This is a genomic window from Duganella sp. Dugasp78, from assembly GCF_059491455.1.
This window is the reverse complement of record NZ_CP168506.1, coordinates 5370839-5385802: the sequence shown is the minus strand read 5'-3', so window position 1 is coordinate 5385802 and position 14964 is coordinate 5370839. Positions and strand designations below refer to the sequence as shown.

Genomic DNA, 14964 nt, shown 5'->3' with positions numbered 1-14964 from the left:
ATGTCCATTCTCGCCTTCACCGCGCTGGCTTTGCTGCTGGCGGTATCGCTGTACGTCCTGCACAAGGTGCGCCAGGTGCACCTGCTGCTGTACGATGTGCGCGACCAGACCCGCCACGATCAAGCCGGCATGTTTCGTCAACTGGAGGCGCTGCAAGGCCTCTACGTCGAACTCGATCTCCAGCACGGTTTGCCGCCGACGCGGGGCTGGGCCGCCTCACCGGATTTTCTATTTGAAGTGGCGCGCCACGCCCGCAGCTTGCGCCAGGCCACCGTGCTGGAGTGCAGCAGCGGCATCTCCACCCTGGTGCTGGCCCGCTGCATGCAGTTGAGCGGCGGCGGTAAAGTCTACAGCCTGGAGCACGACCGCGATTTCGCCGCGCAGACCCGCGCGCACCTGCGGCGCCACGGGCTACAGGATTGGGCCACCGTAATTGACGCACCGTTGACGCCGTACGACATCGACGGGCAATCATGGCCCTGGTACGACCTTGCGCAGCTTCCCGCGCTGCCTGGCATCGACCTGCTGGTGATCGACGGGCCGCCGCAGGCGACCCGCCCTCTGGCGCGCTTCCCGGCCGGGCCGCTGCTGTTTCCGCGCCTGAATGCAGGCGCCGCGGTCTTCCTGGACGATGCCGCCCGTCCTGACGAGCAAGCGATACTGCTGCGCTGGCGACAGGTATTCCTGGAGCTGGCTTACAGCAATCAAGCTTGCGAAAAAGGCTGCGCGATCCTGCGCAAGGTCTAGCGCTGCGCGGCGACCTCACGCGCCATCCCGGTTTCCACGGGGTGCGCGCGATGATAGCGCTCGCGCTCCAGGCGCATCGCCGCCTGGAGGCCTTCCACATTTTCGGGCCGCAGCTCGACGCCGAAGTCCCGCGGCGCCGGGCCGCCGCCAAACATCCGCGCCAGGACCATGGCACCCACATTGCTACGGTAGTGCGACGCTTCCCAGTAATACTGCATGGTGGGCTGCCGGCTCACTTGCGGGATGGTCTCGGTCGTCACGCTGTTGAAACCGGAAAAATCATAGATACGCGCATCGCAGCCCGCGTCGCGATGGCGTTGTACCATGGCCGCCAGCGTGCGCTGCCAGGCTTCCATGGCCGGCCACCTGCCGCTCCAGTACAGGGCGTCGGTGGTCATCGCGTGGGTCGGATTAAGATAGAGGCGGATGCGGGTGCCGGCGCCACATAACTGGCCCATGCTGCGGTCCAGCGCCCGCATAGCCTCGTCCGTGGGCCCCGCGCCGCGCAGGTAGTCCTGCACCCGCGGCAGAATGGTCGCGGCGGTCCCGCCCAGTTCCTCGATGCGCCCCTGCGCGCAGGCCTCGTCCCGCTGCCCATGGGACGCGAGGCTGGAAAGACAAACGCTGCCAAAGGTTCCGCGCAGCAAGCGGAGGGAATCCGCTGTCATATCAAAAGCGAGGGCGCGCCTGACATTGATCAAGGCGCGCCGCCACAAATAGAACGGTCCATTGGCCACCAGCTCGCGGTCGAACTCGGTGTTTCCTGGCTCCATCGTGAACGACGGCGCGTCTATGCCCCAAACCAGGGTCTTCAGCTGCCCGACCTTCGCGGCATGCTCCACCATCGCGATCGCGTCGCCCAGCGTGGCGCCGGACAATGCGCCGTTGAATACATCCCGGTCGGCAAACGGTGCCGCCCGCGTCGGCAAACCCAGTTCCGTGCGGGAATTGCCGACGTACAGCACGGTGGGCTTGAATTTCGCCAGTGCATAAGTCTTGCCCCAGGCGCTAAGCTGCTCCTTGCCCGGCCGCAGTTGCTGAAGCCGCGGCGTTTGCCATTGATGGATCAGGTACGGATCGACCAGGTAATTCAACACCGTCACCCCGGCAATCACCAGGGTGCTGCTGGCGCAAAACACGGTCACATAGTTGCGCCATTCGGCGCCGGCTGCCTGGCTCATGGTCAGAATTGGAAATAGAGAAATTCGCTGACGTGGTTCATACTGAACAGGCAGCCGAGAAACAATAGGGAGAACGCCAGGCCCCACGCCTTGCGCGGCCGCCAGGCCCAGTGCCAACGTCGCGGCGCTGCGAAAAACTGTTCTATGCACGGGGCGTAGTGGCGGAAGATTTCCTGCGTGTTCGGCGCCATCAGCGCCAGCACCATCGCCAGCATCAGCACCGGCATCGCGATGGTGCCGAAGTCTATCCAGCGTATCCCGGCAAAACTGAAGCCGGGGGGGAAGTAGCCAGCATATGTGGCCATTCCGCGCGGCAAAGCCACGCCGTTCGCGCCCGCCATCGCGCGCAGGACATCGGCGGCGCTCGCCAGATCTGGCGCCCGGAACACCGCCCACGCCGCCACGACAGCGAACAAGGTCAACCACCTGCTCCACCAGCGCGGCGGCCCCTCCCCGGCCAGCGCCAGCCACCCGCGATACAGCATCAGATACAAGCCGTGCAAGCCGCCCCACACCACAAACGTCCAGCCGGCGCCATGCCACAGCCCGCCGAGCAGCATCGTCAGCATCAGGTTGCGATAGCGATGATGGCGGTTGCCCCCCAGCGGCACATACAGGTAGTCGCGCAGGAAACGCGACAACGTCATGTGCCAGCGCCGCCAGAATTCGCCGATATTGGCGGCCTGGTAGGGGGAGTTGAAATTCAGCGGCAATTTCACGCCGAACAGCCGGGACAAGCCGATCGCCATATCGGAGTAGCCGGAAAAATCGAAATACAATTGAAGCGTGTAGGCCAGCGTGCCGATCCAGGCCTCCACCAACTGCGGATGGGCTCCTGCCGCAAACACCGGCCCGACCAGCGTTGACAGCGGATCCGCCAGCAGCACCTTCTTGGCCAGGCCGAGCACGAAGATCGACAGCCCCACGGCGACATCGGCCGCGTTCAGGCCCGGCGGACGCTCGAATTGCGGCATCATTTCCTTGTGATGCAGCACCGGTCCGGCGATCAAATGCGGGAAATAGCTGACAAACAAGGTGTAGTGCATGAAGCGGTATTCGCCGGCCTTGCCACGGTAACAGTCAAGCAGGAAGGCGATCTGCGTGAAGGTAAAGAACGAAATTCCTATCGGAAGGACGACCTCCCACCCACGTGGCGGTGCGGCCGTCAAGGCATAGACGTTGTCCATGAAAAAGTTCGCGTACTTGAAGAAGGCCAACAACATCAGGTTCGCCGCCAGCGCCAGCACCAGCCAACGCCGGCGCAGGTGTCGGACCGCCGCCTGCATGCGGCCGGCGCTCCAGTAGTTGAACCCGATTGACAACATCAGCAAGGGCAAGTAACGCAAGTCCCAATACCCGTAAAAGAACAGCGATGCCAGCGCCAGCCAGCCGGTCGCCCAGCGTGGGCGCAGGCGCGCCAGCAGATAATAGCCGGCCAATACCGCCGGCAAATACAGGAACAAAAAACTGAAGGAATTAAACAGCACGGCTCGCCTCTTGTTCGCGGCGCGTGCGGTGATACAGCTCGGTATAACAGGCCACCATCTGCCCGGCGACCCGCTGCCAGCTGTAAGTTTCGACCAGGGCGCTGACCCGCGCCCGCTCCGGCGGATGGGCCAACCAGCCCTCCACGGCAAGGCGCTGGCCGGTCGCATCATCCCACGGCAACTGTTTCAAGGCGAAAGCGCTGTCGGGCAAGTTGAGCGCGCTCTCGTCGGTCATGACCACCGGCGTGCCCGCCGCCAGCGCCTCCAGCACCGACAAGGGCAACACCTCGCCCTGGCTGGGCAGCGCCAGCACGGAGGCACTGGCGTAGGCGCTGGCCAGCAGCGGATCGTCATGCTCCAGCTGCCCCAGCCAACGCACTCCCGGCTGCGCCAGTAATTGTTGTAAATAATTCTGATGCTGGCGTTGCGCCCGGCCGATCAGCACCACCGGCACGCCTGTCGGCGCCAGCGCGCGCACCAGTCCCAGCTGGTTCTTGTACGGCGAAATCGCGCCCACCATCAGCACGAACGGCCCGTTCAGTCCGGTACAGCGGCGGAACTCGTCCTGACGCGCGCCAAAGAAATGCGGACTGATGCCATTCGGTAGCACGCGGATCTTGCTCTCGTGGATCTGGAACGCGCTGACGATCGCGTCACGCTCGGCCGTGCCCAGCGCGATCACCATGTGCGCCAGTTGCAAGGCGCGCTTGGTTTGCGCATAACTGGTTTGCACGTTCCAGCCGGTCAGGCGCCCGGTCAAGCGGTCCGCCAACCGGGCGCGCATGCCGTCCAGCCGCCCCCAGCCCGGCGACAGCACCGACGACAGCAGCACCGGCACATCCAGATCGGCCGCCAGTTCCACCAGGCGGTGATTGCCATTGATCGCGGAAAACACGTGTATCAGGTCGAACTGGTCCAGCCGCTCACGATTGGCATCGACCAGCGACACCTCCAGGCCGGCTACCGATTGCTCCTGCAAGGCGCGCAGCGTGGCGCGCACCTGCACCTGCAGGCCGCCTTCGCGCTGGAACAACATGGGATAAGACAGGATGCCTACGCGCATAAGATGTCCCCTATTTGACTAGCCGCGCCCAGACCTTGCGTCCCGCCAGGCTGCATTCGGCGGCAAGCTCGTGCTGGAAAAGCAGGATGGCCGCCAGCCACAGCGGCACAGCCACCAAGCCGGCCATGAACAGCTGGTATAGCGCACGTTCCGGGGCCAGCGGATGCCAGGCAAACAGCAGCGCCGGACCGCTCAGGCTGGTGAGCGCGACCAGTGCACTGCGCTTGAGCGCGCCCAGCAAGGCTGGGGCGTGCAGCGCCGCCAGCTGCCGCAGGTAGCGAAACGTCCAGATGCTCCTGAACACACCGCCTACCACCACGGCCCACGCCACCCACTTCAGCCCGAACGGCGCGGCCAGTAGCACGGCCAGCACGCGCACCGGCGCCGACAAGGCGTCCAGCTTGGCCTGGGTGCGCACCGCGCCCATCGCCACGAACAGATAACGCGCCATGCTGAATATGCTATATAAGGCGCTCGACAGGCACATGATGCGTATCAAGGGCACGCAGGCATCCCACTGCGGGCCATACAGCACGCGCACCAGCGCCGGCGCCGAGATCGCCACGAATCCGAAGAACGGCCAGGCCAGCACGGTCACATAGCTGGCGGTGGTCAGGTAGGCCTGCCGCAGATCGCCGCCGGCCCGCGCCTGGGCCGAAAACAAGGGGAAGATGACGGGGGAAATAGCGCTGGTCACCAGCTGGTTGAACACGTTCAGCACGCCCTGCGCCTTGCTCAGGATGCCCACCTCGGCGACGCCGATCAAGCGGCCGACGATCAGGTCCGGCGCGGACACGCCCAGCTCGTCGATCACGCTGCCGGCCGTCGAAATCGTGCCAAACGACAGGATAGCCGCCATGCCGCTGCGCGCCGGCAGCCAGGGCAAGCCACTTGGCCAGCAGCATATGCTCGCCAACAAGCCCGCCGCCGTGCCGGCCACGGCGCCCCATACCAGGCTCAGATAGCCCAGCCCCCACCAGGCCAGCCCCACCGAGACCAGCAACTGCGCGCTGCTGCTGGCGGTGTTGATCGCGAAGATGGCCGAAAACCGCATCTGGCGCCGCAGGCATGGCAGCGCCAGCGCGCTGAACGGGATCAGCAGGAAATTGATCGACAGCAGTTGCAGCACCGAACTCAGTCGCGGATCGCGGTAGAAGCTAGCCGCCAGGCCGCTGCTCAGCAACACCACCAGCGCCAGCGACCATGCCACCAGGATGCTGCTGCCCAACGCCGCCCGCAATTTCTGCTCGTTCAGCTGTTTTTCCTGGATCACATATGGGCCGACGCCGAAGTCCCGGACCGCCTGCACCAGCCCGACCAACACGGCGCCAACCCCGTAGACGCCGATCTCGGCCGGCGTCAGCAGCCGCGCAAGTATCATCGTGCCGGCAGTGTTCAACAATAGCAGGGTGTACTTTTCAGTGAAGGACAGCAGGAAGGACATACGCGGTTGCATGGCGCCGCCTCAGATCAGCTGATCGTAGAAGGCCAGCACCTGCTTGCCCACCACCGCGCAGCTGTAGCGCTCGACGGCTTCCTTGCGAGCCTGGCGCGCCATGGCCTGGCGCCGGGCCGGCTGGTCCAGCAGTTCCGCGACCAGCGCCGCCGCCGCCCGGATATCATCGGCCGGCACCAGCAGGCCGCCGCCGCTGTCACCCAGGATATCCGCGCTGCCCGGCACATCGGTTGCCACGGCGGGGACGCCGCATGCCATCGCCTCGATCGTCGCGATGCCAAAGCCCTCGTTCCTGCTCATCAAGACGTGCAGGTCCAGCGCCGGCAGCAGCGTTTCCAGCGTCGGCACAAAACCGGTGAACACCACATAGGGCGCCAACCCGGCCGCCTCCACTTGCCGGCGCAGCCCGGCTTCGAGCGGGCCGCTGCCCATCATGACCAGATACAACTGCGGATATCGCTGCCGCAGCAACACGAACATTTCCAGCAAGACGGCCGGCCGTTTTTGCTCGGACAGGCGGGCGGCAACGCCGATCACCAGCGCCGACGGCGGCAGTTGCAGCGCCCGGCGCGCGGCGCGGCGCGCGCCCGCGCCCGGCTTGAATTTATCGGTGTCGACACAATTGGGAATCACGGCCACCCTAGCGGTGATCGGCAAATACGGGTGATAGATGGCCATGAAATGCGCCATCGCCGAGCGCGACACGGCGTACACCCCCCGCACCGCTCCGAAAGCATGGCGCAGCAAGGGCTGGTGCCAGTCGCTGATGGGTGCGGCGGGAAACGCGTTGTGCACGCTGATGACGGCGGGCAGGCGGCAGTAGCGGGCCAGCCACAGCGCGGAGGCGCCGTAATTGTTCCAGCACCAGGCGACATGTACCAGGTCGGCGCGGAAGGCGCGCAGCCGCCGCGCCGCCCCGAGCCGCGCCCGCAGCAAGTTCCAGCGGCGCCAGGCCCACTGCTCGAAGAACGGCGGCGGATCGAATTCCGCCACCACGATCTGCTCGTGCGCCAACCGTCCCGCCCAGGCGTCGATGCCGGCAAAGCGGCGCAGCGCCAGACTGCCGTCGGCGCCGGCCAGCCGCAGGTAGCGCAGCTCCTGCGCCATGCGCATCTCCATCCCGCCAAGTTCGCCCGAATAGCTGGTGATCAGTACCCGCTTGCCGGCTGCGCCGCGCCCCCGCCTGGCCTCAAAAAAATAGCCCCGCAGGAAGGCCAGCTCCCAGCGCCGCTTGAACAACGCGTCGGCATCTCTCCGCAGGCGCGCGCGCAGGTAGCCCAGGCACTCAAGCGCAAACCGCGCCAGCATCCAGCGAGGCACGCCCGACCATTCGGGAAAAGTGCCCGGCCGGTCTTGCCGATACTTGCCACGCCCGAAACGCCAGGCTTTGTCCAGCACGTACTCCCGCGTCAGCTGCTGCCTGCGGATGTGGTGCGCCACCTTCGCATGGTGGCAGAACCAGGCCGGATAGCCCGCCAGTGCCAGCCGACGTGTCAGTTCGGTTTCGCTGCCCATGGCATAGGCGCCACCGTTCGGGCCGATCGAGGTATCGTAACGATATCCGGCGTCGAACACCGCCCGCCGCACAGCCATATTAGCGCCCCATACCAGGCCTGGGAACACCGGCCCCTCGGGCAGGTCTGCGGCGGTCAGGCCGAACGTCAGCCCGACCGGCGCCAGGCGGGACAACCACGCCGGCGGCGCCACCGCCCAATCGGCCTCTATCGCTCCGCCAAACACGGCGTAATCGGCATGCGCGGCGGCGCAGCGCTCCCATTGCAGCAGCCAGTCCGGCGCCGGTGTCGCGTCGTCGTCGCTGAAAATGAACAGGGCGTCGGCGCCGCTGTGGCGCAAGCCCCACTCCACGGCCAGGTTCAGGGCCGCGTTCTTGCCCTTGTCCGGGATACTGAGCAGATGCAAAGGCAAGCGGGCCTGATATTGCGCAAGCAAGGCGCCGGTACCGTCGCTGCTGCCATTCTCGACGATGATCAACTGCCACGCCTGGCGGGGTGCTTGCAGGCGGCAATAGCCATCCAGCACTTTGGGCAGGGTTTGCGCACCATTGCAGGTCGCCATGAGAACGGTCAACAAGGGTACATCTCCCATATCCTAAGATTGCAGAACGTGACAACCCAGTGTAATGACAGGCTCAAATGCATCGTTGAGCCGCATCAACGAGTTCTATTACCCATGCGCGACATCCTGATCACCCTCATCGTCTTCGGCAGCCTGCCGCTCATCCTGCGTAATCCCGTCAACGGCGTGCTGATGTGGGTTTGGATCAGCGTGATGAATCCCCACACGCAGAGTTGGGGTTTCGCCGCCACCTTCCCGTTCGCCTACATCGTCGCGGTGGCCACCTTGTTCAGCTTTGCCATCTCGCACCTGCCCAAGACCCTGCCGGTGTCGGGCATCACTTTCACCCTGATCCTGTTGGTGCTATGGATGAACGTCACCACCCTGTTCGCCATGTTCCCCGCGTTCGCCTACGTGCAATGGAGCAAAGTGATGAAGATCATGCTGATGAGCCTGGTCACCATGATGGTGATACGCCATCGCGAAGACATCCAGCGCCTGCTGTGGGTATTGGTGATGTCGCTGGGCTTCTACGGCGTCAAAGGCGGCATCTTCACGCTGCGCAGCGGCGGCGTTGACCGGGTCTGGGGACCGGATGGTACTTTCATCGGCGATAACAACGAGATCGCGCTGGCCCTGATCATGACCATCCCCCTGATGCGCTACCTGCAACTGCGCAGCGGCCAGCGCTGGCTGCGGCATGGCCTGAGCGCGATGATGCTGCTCAGCGCGCTGGCGGCGCTGGGCTCGTACTCGCGCGGCGCCTTGCTGGCGATCGCCGCCATGATCGTGGTGATGTGGCTCAAGAGCCGCCACAAATTCACCGCGGGCATCCTGATCGCGCTGCTGGTGCCGCTGGCCCTGGTCTTCATGCCGGAGCGCTGGAGCGAACGCATGGACAGCATCGGTGCCTATGAGGAGGACGAGTCCGCGATGGGACGCATCAACGCCTGGCATATGGCCTGGAATCTCGCCAAAGACCGCTTCTTCGGCGGCGGCTTCGAGATCGCCGAGCCGACCACCTTCATGCTGTACGCGCCCAATCCGCACGACGTCCACGCCGCCCACAGCATCTACTTCCAGGCGCTGGGCGAACACGGCTTTGTCGGCCTGGCGCTGTACCTGCTGCTGCTCGGCCTGACCTGGCGCTCGGCGGCCTGGATCGTACGCCACAGCCGCGGCCAGGCGGATCTGGAATGGGCGCAGCAACTGGCCACCATGGTGCAAGCGAGCCTGGTCGGCTTTGCGGTCGGCGGCGCCTTCCTCAGCCTGCTCTATTTCGATGTCCCCTATTATTTGATGGGCATCATCGTTGCCACCCGCGTCCTGGTCGCGGAACGCCAGCATGCCGTCACCCCGGGCACGCAAAGCGGCCTGGGCAGCCGCCAACCGGCGATCGGCCCATCATGAGCCGCCGCCTGTCGATCCTGGTCTACCACCGGGTGCTGGCGCAAGCCGATCCCCTGCTGCCGGAGTTGCCGGACACGCGGCGCTTCGACCGCCACATGGCCTTGCTAAAACGCTGTTTTCAAGTGCTGCCCCTGAAGCGCGCCAGCGAACAGCTGCGCCTGGGCACGCTGCCCGCGCGCGCCGCCTGCATCACCTTCGACGACGGCTACGCGGACAACCTCACCCAGGCGCTGCCGATATTGCAGCGTCACGGGCTGAGCGCCACCTTCTTCATCGCCAGCGATTACCTGAACGGCGGCCAGATGTGGAACGACGACGTGATCGCCTGCGTGCGGCAGGCCCGGCCAGGCATGCTGCACGCGGGCGTGCCGGGTTGCGATGTCTTGCCGCTGCATACCGTGGGCCATCGGCAGCAAGCCATCGAGCAACTGCTGGAGGCGCTCAAGTACCTGCCTTGCGCCCAGCGCCAGGCGCTGGCGCGCCGCCTGGCTCCGCCGCACGGGGAAGCGCTGATGATGCGCCCCGATCAGGTCCGCGCGCTGCATGCGGCCGGCATGGAAATCGGCGCGCACACCGCCTCGCACCCCATCCTGGCGCGCCAGAGCGACGCCGACGCCGGCGCCGATATGGCCCGCGGCAAGTCGTTCCTCGAGGAGCTCATCCAGGCACCGGTCACGCTGTTCGCCTATCCCAATGGAAAACCCGGGGTGGACTACGACCACCGCCACGTAGACATGGCGCGCGCGCTCGGCTTCGCCGCGGCGGTCAGCACCGCGCCCGGCGCCGCGCACGCCGGCAGCGATCCGCTGCAACTGCCGCGCTACACGCCGTGGGAGGCGGACCGCCCGCGCTTTCTGCTGCGCCTACTTGCCAGCCGGCGCGCCTGATTTGGCCAGCCATTGCTCCAGCATCATCAGCACCCACACCATCGTGCCGTGATAGGCCGGATGTTCGGCAAGCAAGGTGTGCATCAGATGGTCGATGAAATCCTCGCGGATGAGGCGGCGCTTCTTCAGGTCGCTCAGACTATCCAGCACCAGCCCTTGCAATCGCGCATCCCGCTGCAACCAATGGCCGAAGGGCAAGCCGAATCCGTGCTTTTTCTTGCGCAGGATGGCGGCCGGCAGATAGCCCTGCAGCGCGCGCTTGAAGAAATAGCGCAGTTGTGTGCCGTTCAGCTTGTTCCTGGGCGTCAAGCGCGCGGAAAAGGCCAGCATCTCATCGCTCAGGAAAGGGAAAGCCACGTCCACCCCGCCGAGCTCGCAGGCCAGGCGCACCTTGCGCAAATCATTGTCGGCCAGGGTGTAGCGCAGGTCGAGGGTCTGCATGCGATTGATCTGGCTCAGTCCGTCGCCCTGCCAATAGCAATCGCTCAACTGGTCGCCGGGCGCGCGCTCGTCTACGCTGGCCAGAAAGTCGGCGTGCAGCACCGCGGCGGGTCCATACCGGTGCAGCAGATTATAGCTTTCCAGGCGGGCCGGCATCGGCATGACCGCCTGCGAGATATAGCTGCGTGCCTTGCGCAGCAACGCCAGGTCCAGCTTGCCGGTCAGGCCGAACAGCAAAGGCTCGAGCGCGACCTGCCGCACGGCCGAGGGCAACTGCTCATAGCGCGACAGCACCGCCTGATCGGCATAGCGCTCATTGCCGCCAAACAGCTCGTCGCCGCCGTCGCCGCCCAGCAGACGGGTCACGCCGTCGGTGCGCGCCATGTTGGCACAGTAGTAGGCCGGCACCGCCGACGAATTGCCAAAGGGCTGGTCCGATGCGGCGGCAATGCGCGGTATGGCGGCGGCGACGTCGCCCGCTGTCACGTACAGCTCGTGATGATCGGCGCCAAAATGACGTGCGGCGATGCGCGCGTAGCGCATTTCATCGTAGCCGGCCACATCGAAACCGATCGAATAGGTGGACGGCGCGCTGCCGCTGACGCTGGCCAGCATGCCGGCCAGCGTCGAACTGTCGGTGCCGCCGCTGAGGAAGGCGCCGGTGCGGGCGCCGTCTGCCGCGCGCCGCACCGAGCCCTCCAGCGTCGTCAGGAATTGCCGCTTGAGTTCATCGAAGGGGATGGTGGACTGTTCCTGGTATTCCATCTTCCAATAGTCGCCGGTCTCCAGATGGCCGTGCCGGTACTGCAGATATTCCCCAGGTTGCAGACGGCGCTGGCCGCGATACACCGTGCGCGGCGCCGGCACCATATGAAAATACAGATAGTTGTAGAGCGACTGCGGATCCAGGGCGCCCACTGCGTGCGGATGCGCCTGCAACGCGGCGGCCGAGGATGCGAACAACACCCCCTGCGTCACCGACTGATAATGCATGGCATGCACGCCGCTGCGATCTATGGCCAGCAGCAACTGCCCGCCCGCATCGGCCATCGCGCACAAAGCGAACGCGCCGGACAAGGCCGCGCAAGCCCGGGCGCCGTTGATCAGCCACAGGGCGGCAAACCGCTCCGCCAGATTCTCGCCGCTACCGTTCAGCAAAGGCCGGCCCCAGAGCGCGACCAGCACGCCACCGGCGCAATGCAGGCTGACGCTGTCCGCCGCGGCGGCCACGGCCACGCCGCCGCGCGGCGCCAGCACCATGCGGATGGGACTGTCGTCAAAGCGCGCCAGCGGCGACGCCATGCCAGCCAACATTTGTTGCACGCCGCCGGCGTCGGCCGCCGCCAGGTAACCGCACAGGCCGCTCATACCAGCACCTCCAGCGCCATGGGATGGCTGAGGAAGGCGGTCGGGCTGGCGGTCAGCCCGTAGGCGCCCGATTGGAACACCACCACCAGGTCGCCGACCTCGGCGCGCGGCAGCTCCATGCGCTCCGCCAGCATATCCAGCGGCGTGCACAAGGGCCCCACCACCGACACCGTCTCCAGCGGTCCGCCTTGCATGCGGTTGCCGATCGCGACCGGATAATTCTTGCGGATCACCTGGCCGAAATTGCCCGATGCTGCCAGATGCTGATGCAGGCCGCCATCGGTGATCAGAAAAATCTGACCGTGCGAGCGTTTGCGTTCCAGCACGCGGCAGACGTAGATCCCCCCCTCGGCCACCAGATAGCGCCCCAACTCCAGTATCAGCTGGGTCTCCGGCGAGCCCCGACGCAGCAATCCCAGCGAATGCTCCAGGCCATCGGCGACGGCCGGCAGGTCCAGCGCCCGTTCACCGGGAAAATACGGCACGCCGAAACCGCCACCGATGTTCAGCATGCGCATCGGCGTACGCGCGTGGCTGGCCAGGCGCAGGCCGAGCTCCACGCTGAGCCGTTGTGCCTCGCAAATCGCCGTTGCCGACAGATTCTGCGCCCCGCAAAACAGATGGAAGCCGTGAAAATCCAGATCCAGCTGCTCCAGCCGGCGCAGCATTGCCGGCACCCGCGCAGCGTCCACGCCGAACGGGCGCGGGCCGCCGCCCATTTTCATGCCGGCCAGTTTCAACTCGAAATCCGGATTGACCCGCACCGCCACGCGCGGCCGCATGCCCAGCGCCGCGCCGATAAGGGCGACCCGCTCCATCTCGCCTTCGGATTCCAGATGCAACAGCACCCCGGCCGCCACTGCGCGGCGCAATTCCGCGTCCTGCTTGCCGGGTCCGGCAAAGCTGATGTGGCCGGCAGCCATGCCGGCGTCCAGCGCCACCTGCATCTCGCCGGCGGAGGCCACGTCGAAGCCATCCACCAGCCCCGCCATCATCTGCACCAGCGCCGGCATCGGGTTGGCCTTCAGCGCGTAGTGCAGCTGCACGCCCTGCGGCAGCGTTCGCCGCAGCTCGCCGACGCGGGTGGCAATGTGGTTGCGCTCGTAAGCGTAGAAAGGCGTGCGCCCCACCCGCTCCGCCAGCCGCGTGAGCCCGATGCCGCCGAGCTGAAGCACGTCATCCAGCGTCGCGAACTGCTTGAGCTCAGCGTGGCGGGGCAGCCCGTCCGGCGCGGTCACGACTGACCTCGCGCGGCGGCCAGCTGATCGGCTATCTGGTCGGCCAGCAGCTTACGGTCGATCTTGCCATTCGGATTGCGCGGCAAAGGCAGGGCGCGGATTTCGATGGCGGTCGGCACCATGTAGGCCGGCAAGGCCTGGCGACAGGCCGCCAGCAGGGCCGCGCTGTCGATGGCGCCCTGCGGCATGGCAGCCGCAACCAGGGTGATCGACTGCCCCAGGCTGGCATGCGGCACGCCGATGGCGGCCGCTTCGGCCACCATGCCGGTGGCATACACCACCTCCTCCACCTCGGTCGGACTGACGCGGTAGCCCGAGGTCTTGATCATGTCGTCGCTGCGGCCGATGAAGTACAAATAGCCCTCGTCGTCGCAACGCACGGTATCGCCGGACCACACCGCCAGCTCGGGCACGGGCAGTCCGCCCATGCGGTCGGGCAAAGGCCGGAAGCGCTCGGCGGTGCGCTGCGCATCATTCCAGTAGCCCATCGCCACCAGCGCGCCGCGATGCACCAGTTCTCCCGGCTCGTTCGGCGCGCAGGGCGAGCCGTCGCCGCGCAGTACCAGGATTTCCGCGTTGGGGATGGCCTTGCCGATCGAATCCGGCCGGCGGTCCAGCTGTTCGGGCGCCAGGAAAGTCGAGCGGAAGGCCTCGGTCAGGCCGTACATCAGATAGATCTGCGTGTACGGCAGCGCCTTGCGCAGGCTGGCCAGCGTATGGCGCTGCATGGCGCCGCCGGAATTGGTGATGTAGCGCAGCCGTTGGGCGTGTCGCCAGTCCAGCTCCGCCAGCTGCATCCATAGCGGCGGTACGGCGGCCAGGCCGGTGATGCGTTCGTGTTGCACGGCGTCGAGTATATCGCGCGGCAACAGGTGGTTCAGCAGCACCGCGCAGGCGCCGACGGCAAACGCCGTGGTCAGCTGGCTCAGGCCGTAGTCAAAGCTCAGCGGCAGCACGCACAAGATGCGATCCTCCGGCGTGTTGGCCAGATAGGAGGACACGCTCAGCGCGCCGGCCACCAGATTGCGGTGCGACAGCACCACCCCCTTGGGCCGACCGGTGCTGCCGGAGGTGTACAGGATGGCGGCGACGTCGCTGTCGATACAGGCAGGCAAAACGGTCTGCGGCGCATCGCGCATGCACTCGCGCCAGGACAGCAGTTGCACGCCGTCCGGCGGCTCCAGCGATTCCATCGAACCGATCACCACCACCTTGCGCAAGCCCGGGCAAGCCACCAGCGCCGTCGCCAACAGATTGTAGCGCTCGCGCGTGGTGACCAGGATGCGTACCTCGCAGTCGCCCAGGATGTGCGCCACCTGCTCCGGCTTGAGCACTGGATTGACCGGCACGAACACCGCGCCGGCGGCCGTCGCGCCGAACATGGCCACCACCGCTTCCTCGCGCTTTTCCATGAACACCGCCAGCCGCTCGCTGCGCCCCAATCCGTGATGCGCCCAGGCGGCGGCCGCCAACTGCACCATCTGCGCCAGCGCAACGTAATTCAGGCCGACGCCCTGGTACGACAGCGCCTGGCGCCGCGGCTCGCGCTGCGCCGACTGAAAGATGAATTCATGAACTAGCTGCGTCATAGCGATATCCCATAGATAGAC

At 66.0% G+C, this 14964-nt stretch carries 11 protein-coding genes; 3 read left to right on the top strand and 8 right to left on the bottom strand.

Features of this window, described 5'->3' with window-relative positions:
• The gene (locus tag ACEN9O_RS23890) at positions 1–747 is read left to right on the top strand and encodes a class I SAM-dependent methyltransferase (RefSeq protein WP_495614293.1); all 747 of its coding nucleotides are present in this window, start codon (positions 1–3) and stop codon (positions 745–747) included.
• On the opposite strand, the gene ACEN9O_RS23885 is transcribed toward ACEN9O_RS23890, so the two are convergent.
• The 5 genes from ACEN9O_RS23885 to ACEN9O_RS23865 are packed head-to-tail and all read right to left on the bottom strand — an operon-like array spanning position 744 to position 8025.
• A complete protein-coding gene (locus ACEN9O_RS23885; protein WP_495614292.1) occupies positions 744–1928 on the bottom strand; it encodes a hypothetical protein in 1185 nt (394 codons plus the stop codon). The genes ACEN9O_RS23890 and ACEN9O_RS23885 overlap by 4 nt on opposite strands.
• Before the next feature lie 2 nt (positions 1929–1930).
• Complete coding sequence (locus ACEN9O_RS23880; RefSeq protein ID WP_495614291.1) at positions 1931–3415, bottom strand: MBOAT family O-acyltransferase; 1485 nt, start codon at positions 3413–3415, stop codon at positions 1931–1933.
• Positions 3405–4478, bottom strand: coding sequence for a glycosyltransferase family 4 protein (locus ACEN9O_RS23875; protein ID WP_495614290.1), 1074 nt, complete (start codon positions 4476–4478; stop codon positions 3405–3407). Before ACEN9O_RS23875 ends, ACEN9O_RS23880 begins: the two co-directional genes overlap by 11 nt.
• Positions 4479–4488: 10 nt before the next feature.
• Complete coding sequence (locus ACEN9O_RS23870; RefSeq protein ID WP_495614289.1) at positions 4489–5934, bottom strand: lipopolysaccharide biosynthesis protein; 1446 nt, start codon at positions 5932–5934, stop codon at positions 4489–4491.
• Between the two features lie 9 nt (positions 5935–5943).
• On the bottom strand, positions 5944–8025 hold the full coding sequence (locus ACEN9O_RS23865) for a glycosyltransferase (protein ID WP_495614288.1): 2082 nt from the start codon (positions 8023–8025) through the stop codon (positions 5944–5946).
• 99 nt (positions 8026–8124) lie between these two features.
• Here ACEN9O_RS23865 and ACEN9O_RS23860 point away from each other — a divergent pair, with 99 nt between their 5' ends.
• Both ACEN9O_RS23860 and ACEN9O_RS23855 read left to right on the top strand, forming a co-directional pair.
• Complete coding sequence (locus ACEN9O_RS23860) at positions 8125–9420, top strand: putative O-glycosylation ligase, exosortase A system-associated (RefSeq protein WP_495614287.1); 1296 nt, start codon at positions 8125–8127, stop codon at positions 9418–9420.
• A complete protein-coding gene (locus tag ACEN9O_RS23855; protein WP_495614286.1) occupies positions 9417–10307 on the top strand; it encodes a polysaccharide deacetylase family protein in 891 nt (296 codons plus the stop codon). Before ACEN9O_RS23860 ends, ACEN9O_RS23855 begins: the two co-directional genes overlap by 4 nt.
• Here ACEN9O_RS23855 and ACEN9O_RS23850 read toward each other — a convergent pair.
• Genes ACEN9O_RS23850 through ACEN9O_RS23840 form a run of 3 tightly spaced genes read right to left on the bottom strand, consistent with a single transcriptional unit; the run spans position 10284 to position 14943 of the window.
• Complete coding sequence (locus ACEN9O_RS23850; RefSeq protein ID WP_495614285.1) at positions 10284–12116, bottom strand: asparagine synthetase B family protein; 1833 nt, start codon at positions 12114–12116, stop codon at positions 10284–10286. The two genes, ACEN9O_RS23855 and ACEN9O_RS23850, sit on opposite strands and share 24 nt — an antisense overlap.
• On the bottom strand, positions 12113–13354 hold the full coding sequence (locus ACEN9O_RS23845; RefSeq protein WP_495614284.1) for a pyridoxal-dependent decarboxylase, exosortase A system-associated: 1242 nt from the start codon (positions 13352–13354) through the stop codon (positions 12113–12115). Before ACEN9O_RS23845 ends, ACEN9O_RS23850 begins: the two co-directional genes overlap by 4 nt.
• On the bottom strand, positions 13351–14943 hold the full coding sequence (locus ACEN9O_RS23840) for an acyl-CoA ligase (AMP-forming), exosortase A system-associated (RefSeq protein ID WP_495614283.1): 1593 nt from the start codon (positions 14941–14943) through the stop codon (positions 13351–13353). The genes ACEN9O_RS23845 and ACEN9O_RS23840 overlap by 4 nt, the downstream gene beginning before the upstream one ends.
• Between the last annotated feature and the right edge of the window lie 21 nt (positions 14944–14964).

Excerpts from the sequence above, each read along its gene's own strand:
- ACEN9O_RS23840 (WP_495614283.1), bottom strand. The coding sequence starts at position 14,943 with ATGACGCAGCTAGTTCATGAATTCATCTTTCAGTCGGCGCAGCGCGAG.
- ACEN9O_RS23890 (WP_495614293.1), top strand. The coding sequence starts at position 1 with ATGTCCATTCTCGCCTTCACCGCGCTGGCTTTGCTGCTGGCGGTATCG.
- ACEN9O_RS23850 (WP_495614285.1), bottom strand. The coding sequence starts at position 12,116 with ATGAGCGGCCTGTGCGGTTACCTGGCGGCGGCCGACGCCGGCGGCGTG.
- ACEN9O_RS23860 (WP_495614287.1), top strand. The coding sequence starts at position 8,125 with ATGCGCGACATCCTGATCACCCTCATCGTCTTCGGCAGCCTGCCGCTC.
- ACEN9O_RS23870 (WP_495614289.1), bottom strand. The coding sequence starts at position 5,934 with ATGCAACCGCGTATGTCCTTCCTGCTGTCCTTCACTGAAAAGTACACC.
- ACEN9O_RS23885 (WP_495614292.1), bottom strand. The coding sequence starts at position 1,928 with ATGAGCCAGGCAGCCGGCGCCGAATGGCGCAACTATGTGACCGTGTTT.
- ACEN9O_RS23855 (WP_495614286.1), top strand. The coding sequence starts at position 9,417 with ATGAGCCGCCGCCTGTCGATCCTGGTCTACCACCGGGTGCTGGCGCAA.
- ACEN9O_RS23875 (WP_495614290.1), bottom strand. The coding sequence starts at position 4,478 with ATGCGCGTAGGCATCCTGTCTTATCCCATGTTGTTCCAGCGCGAAGGC.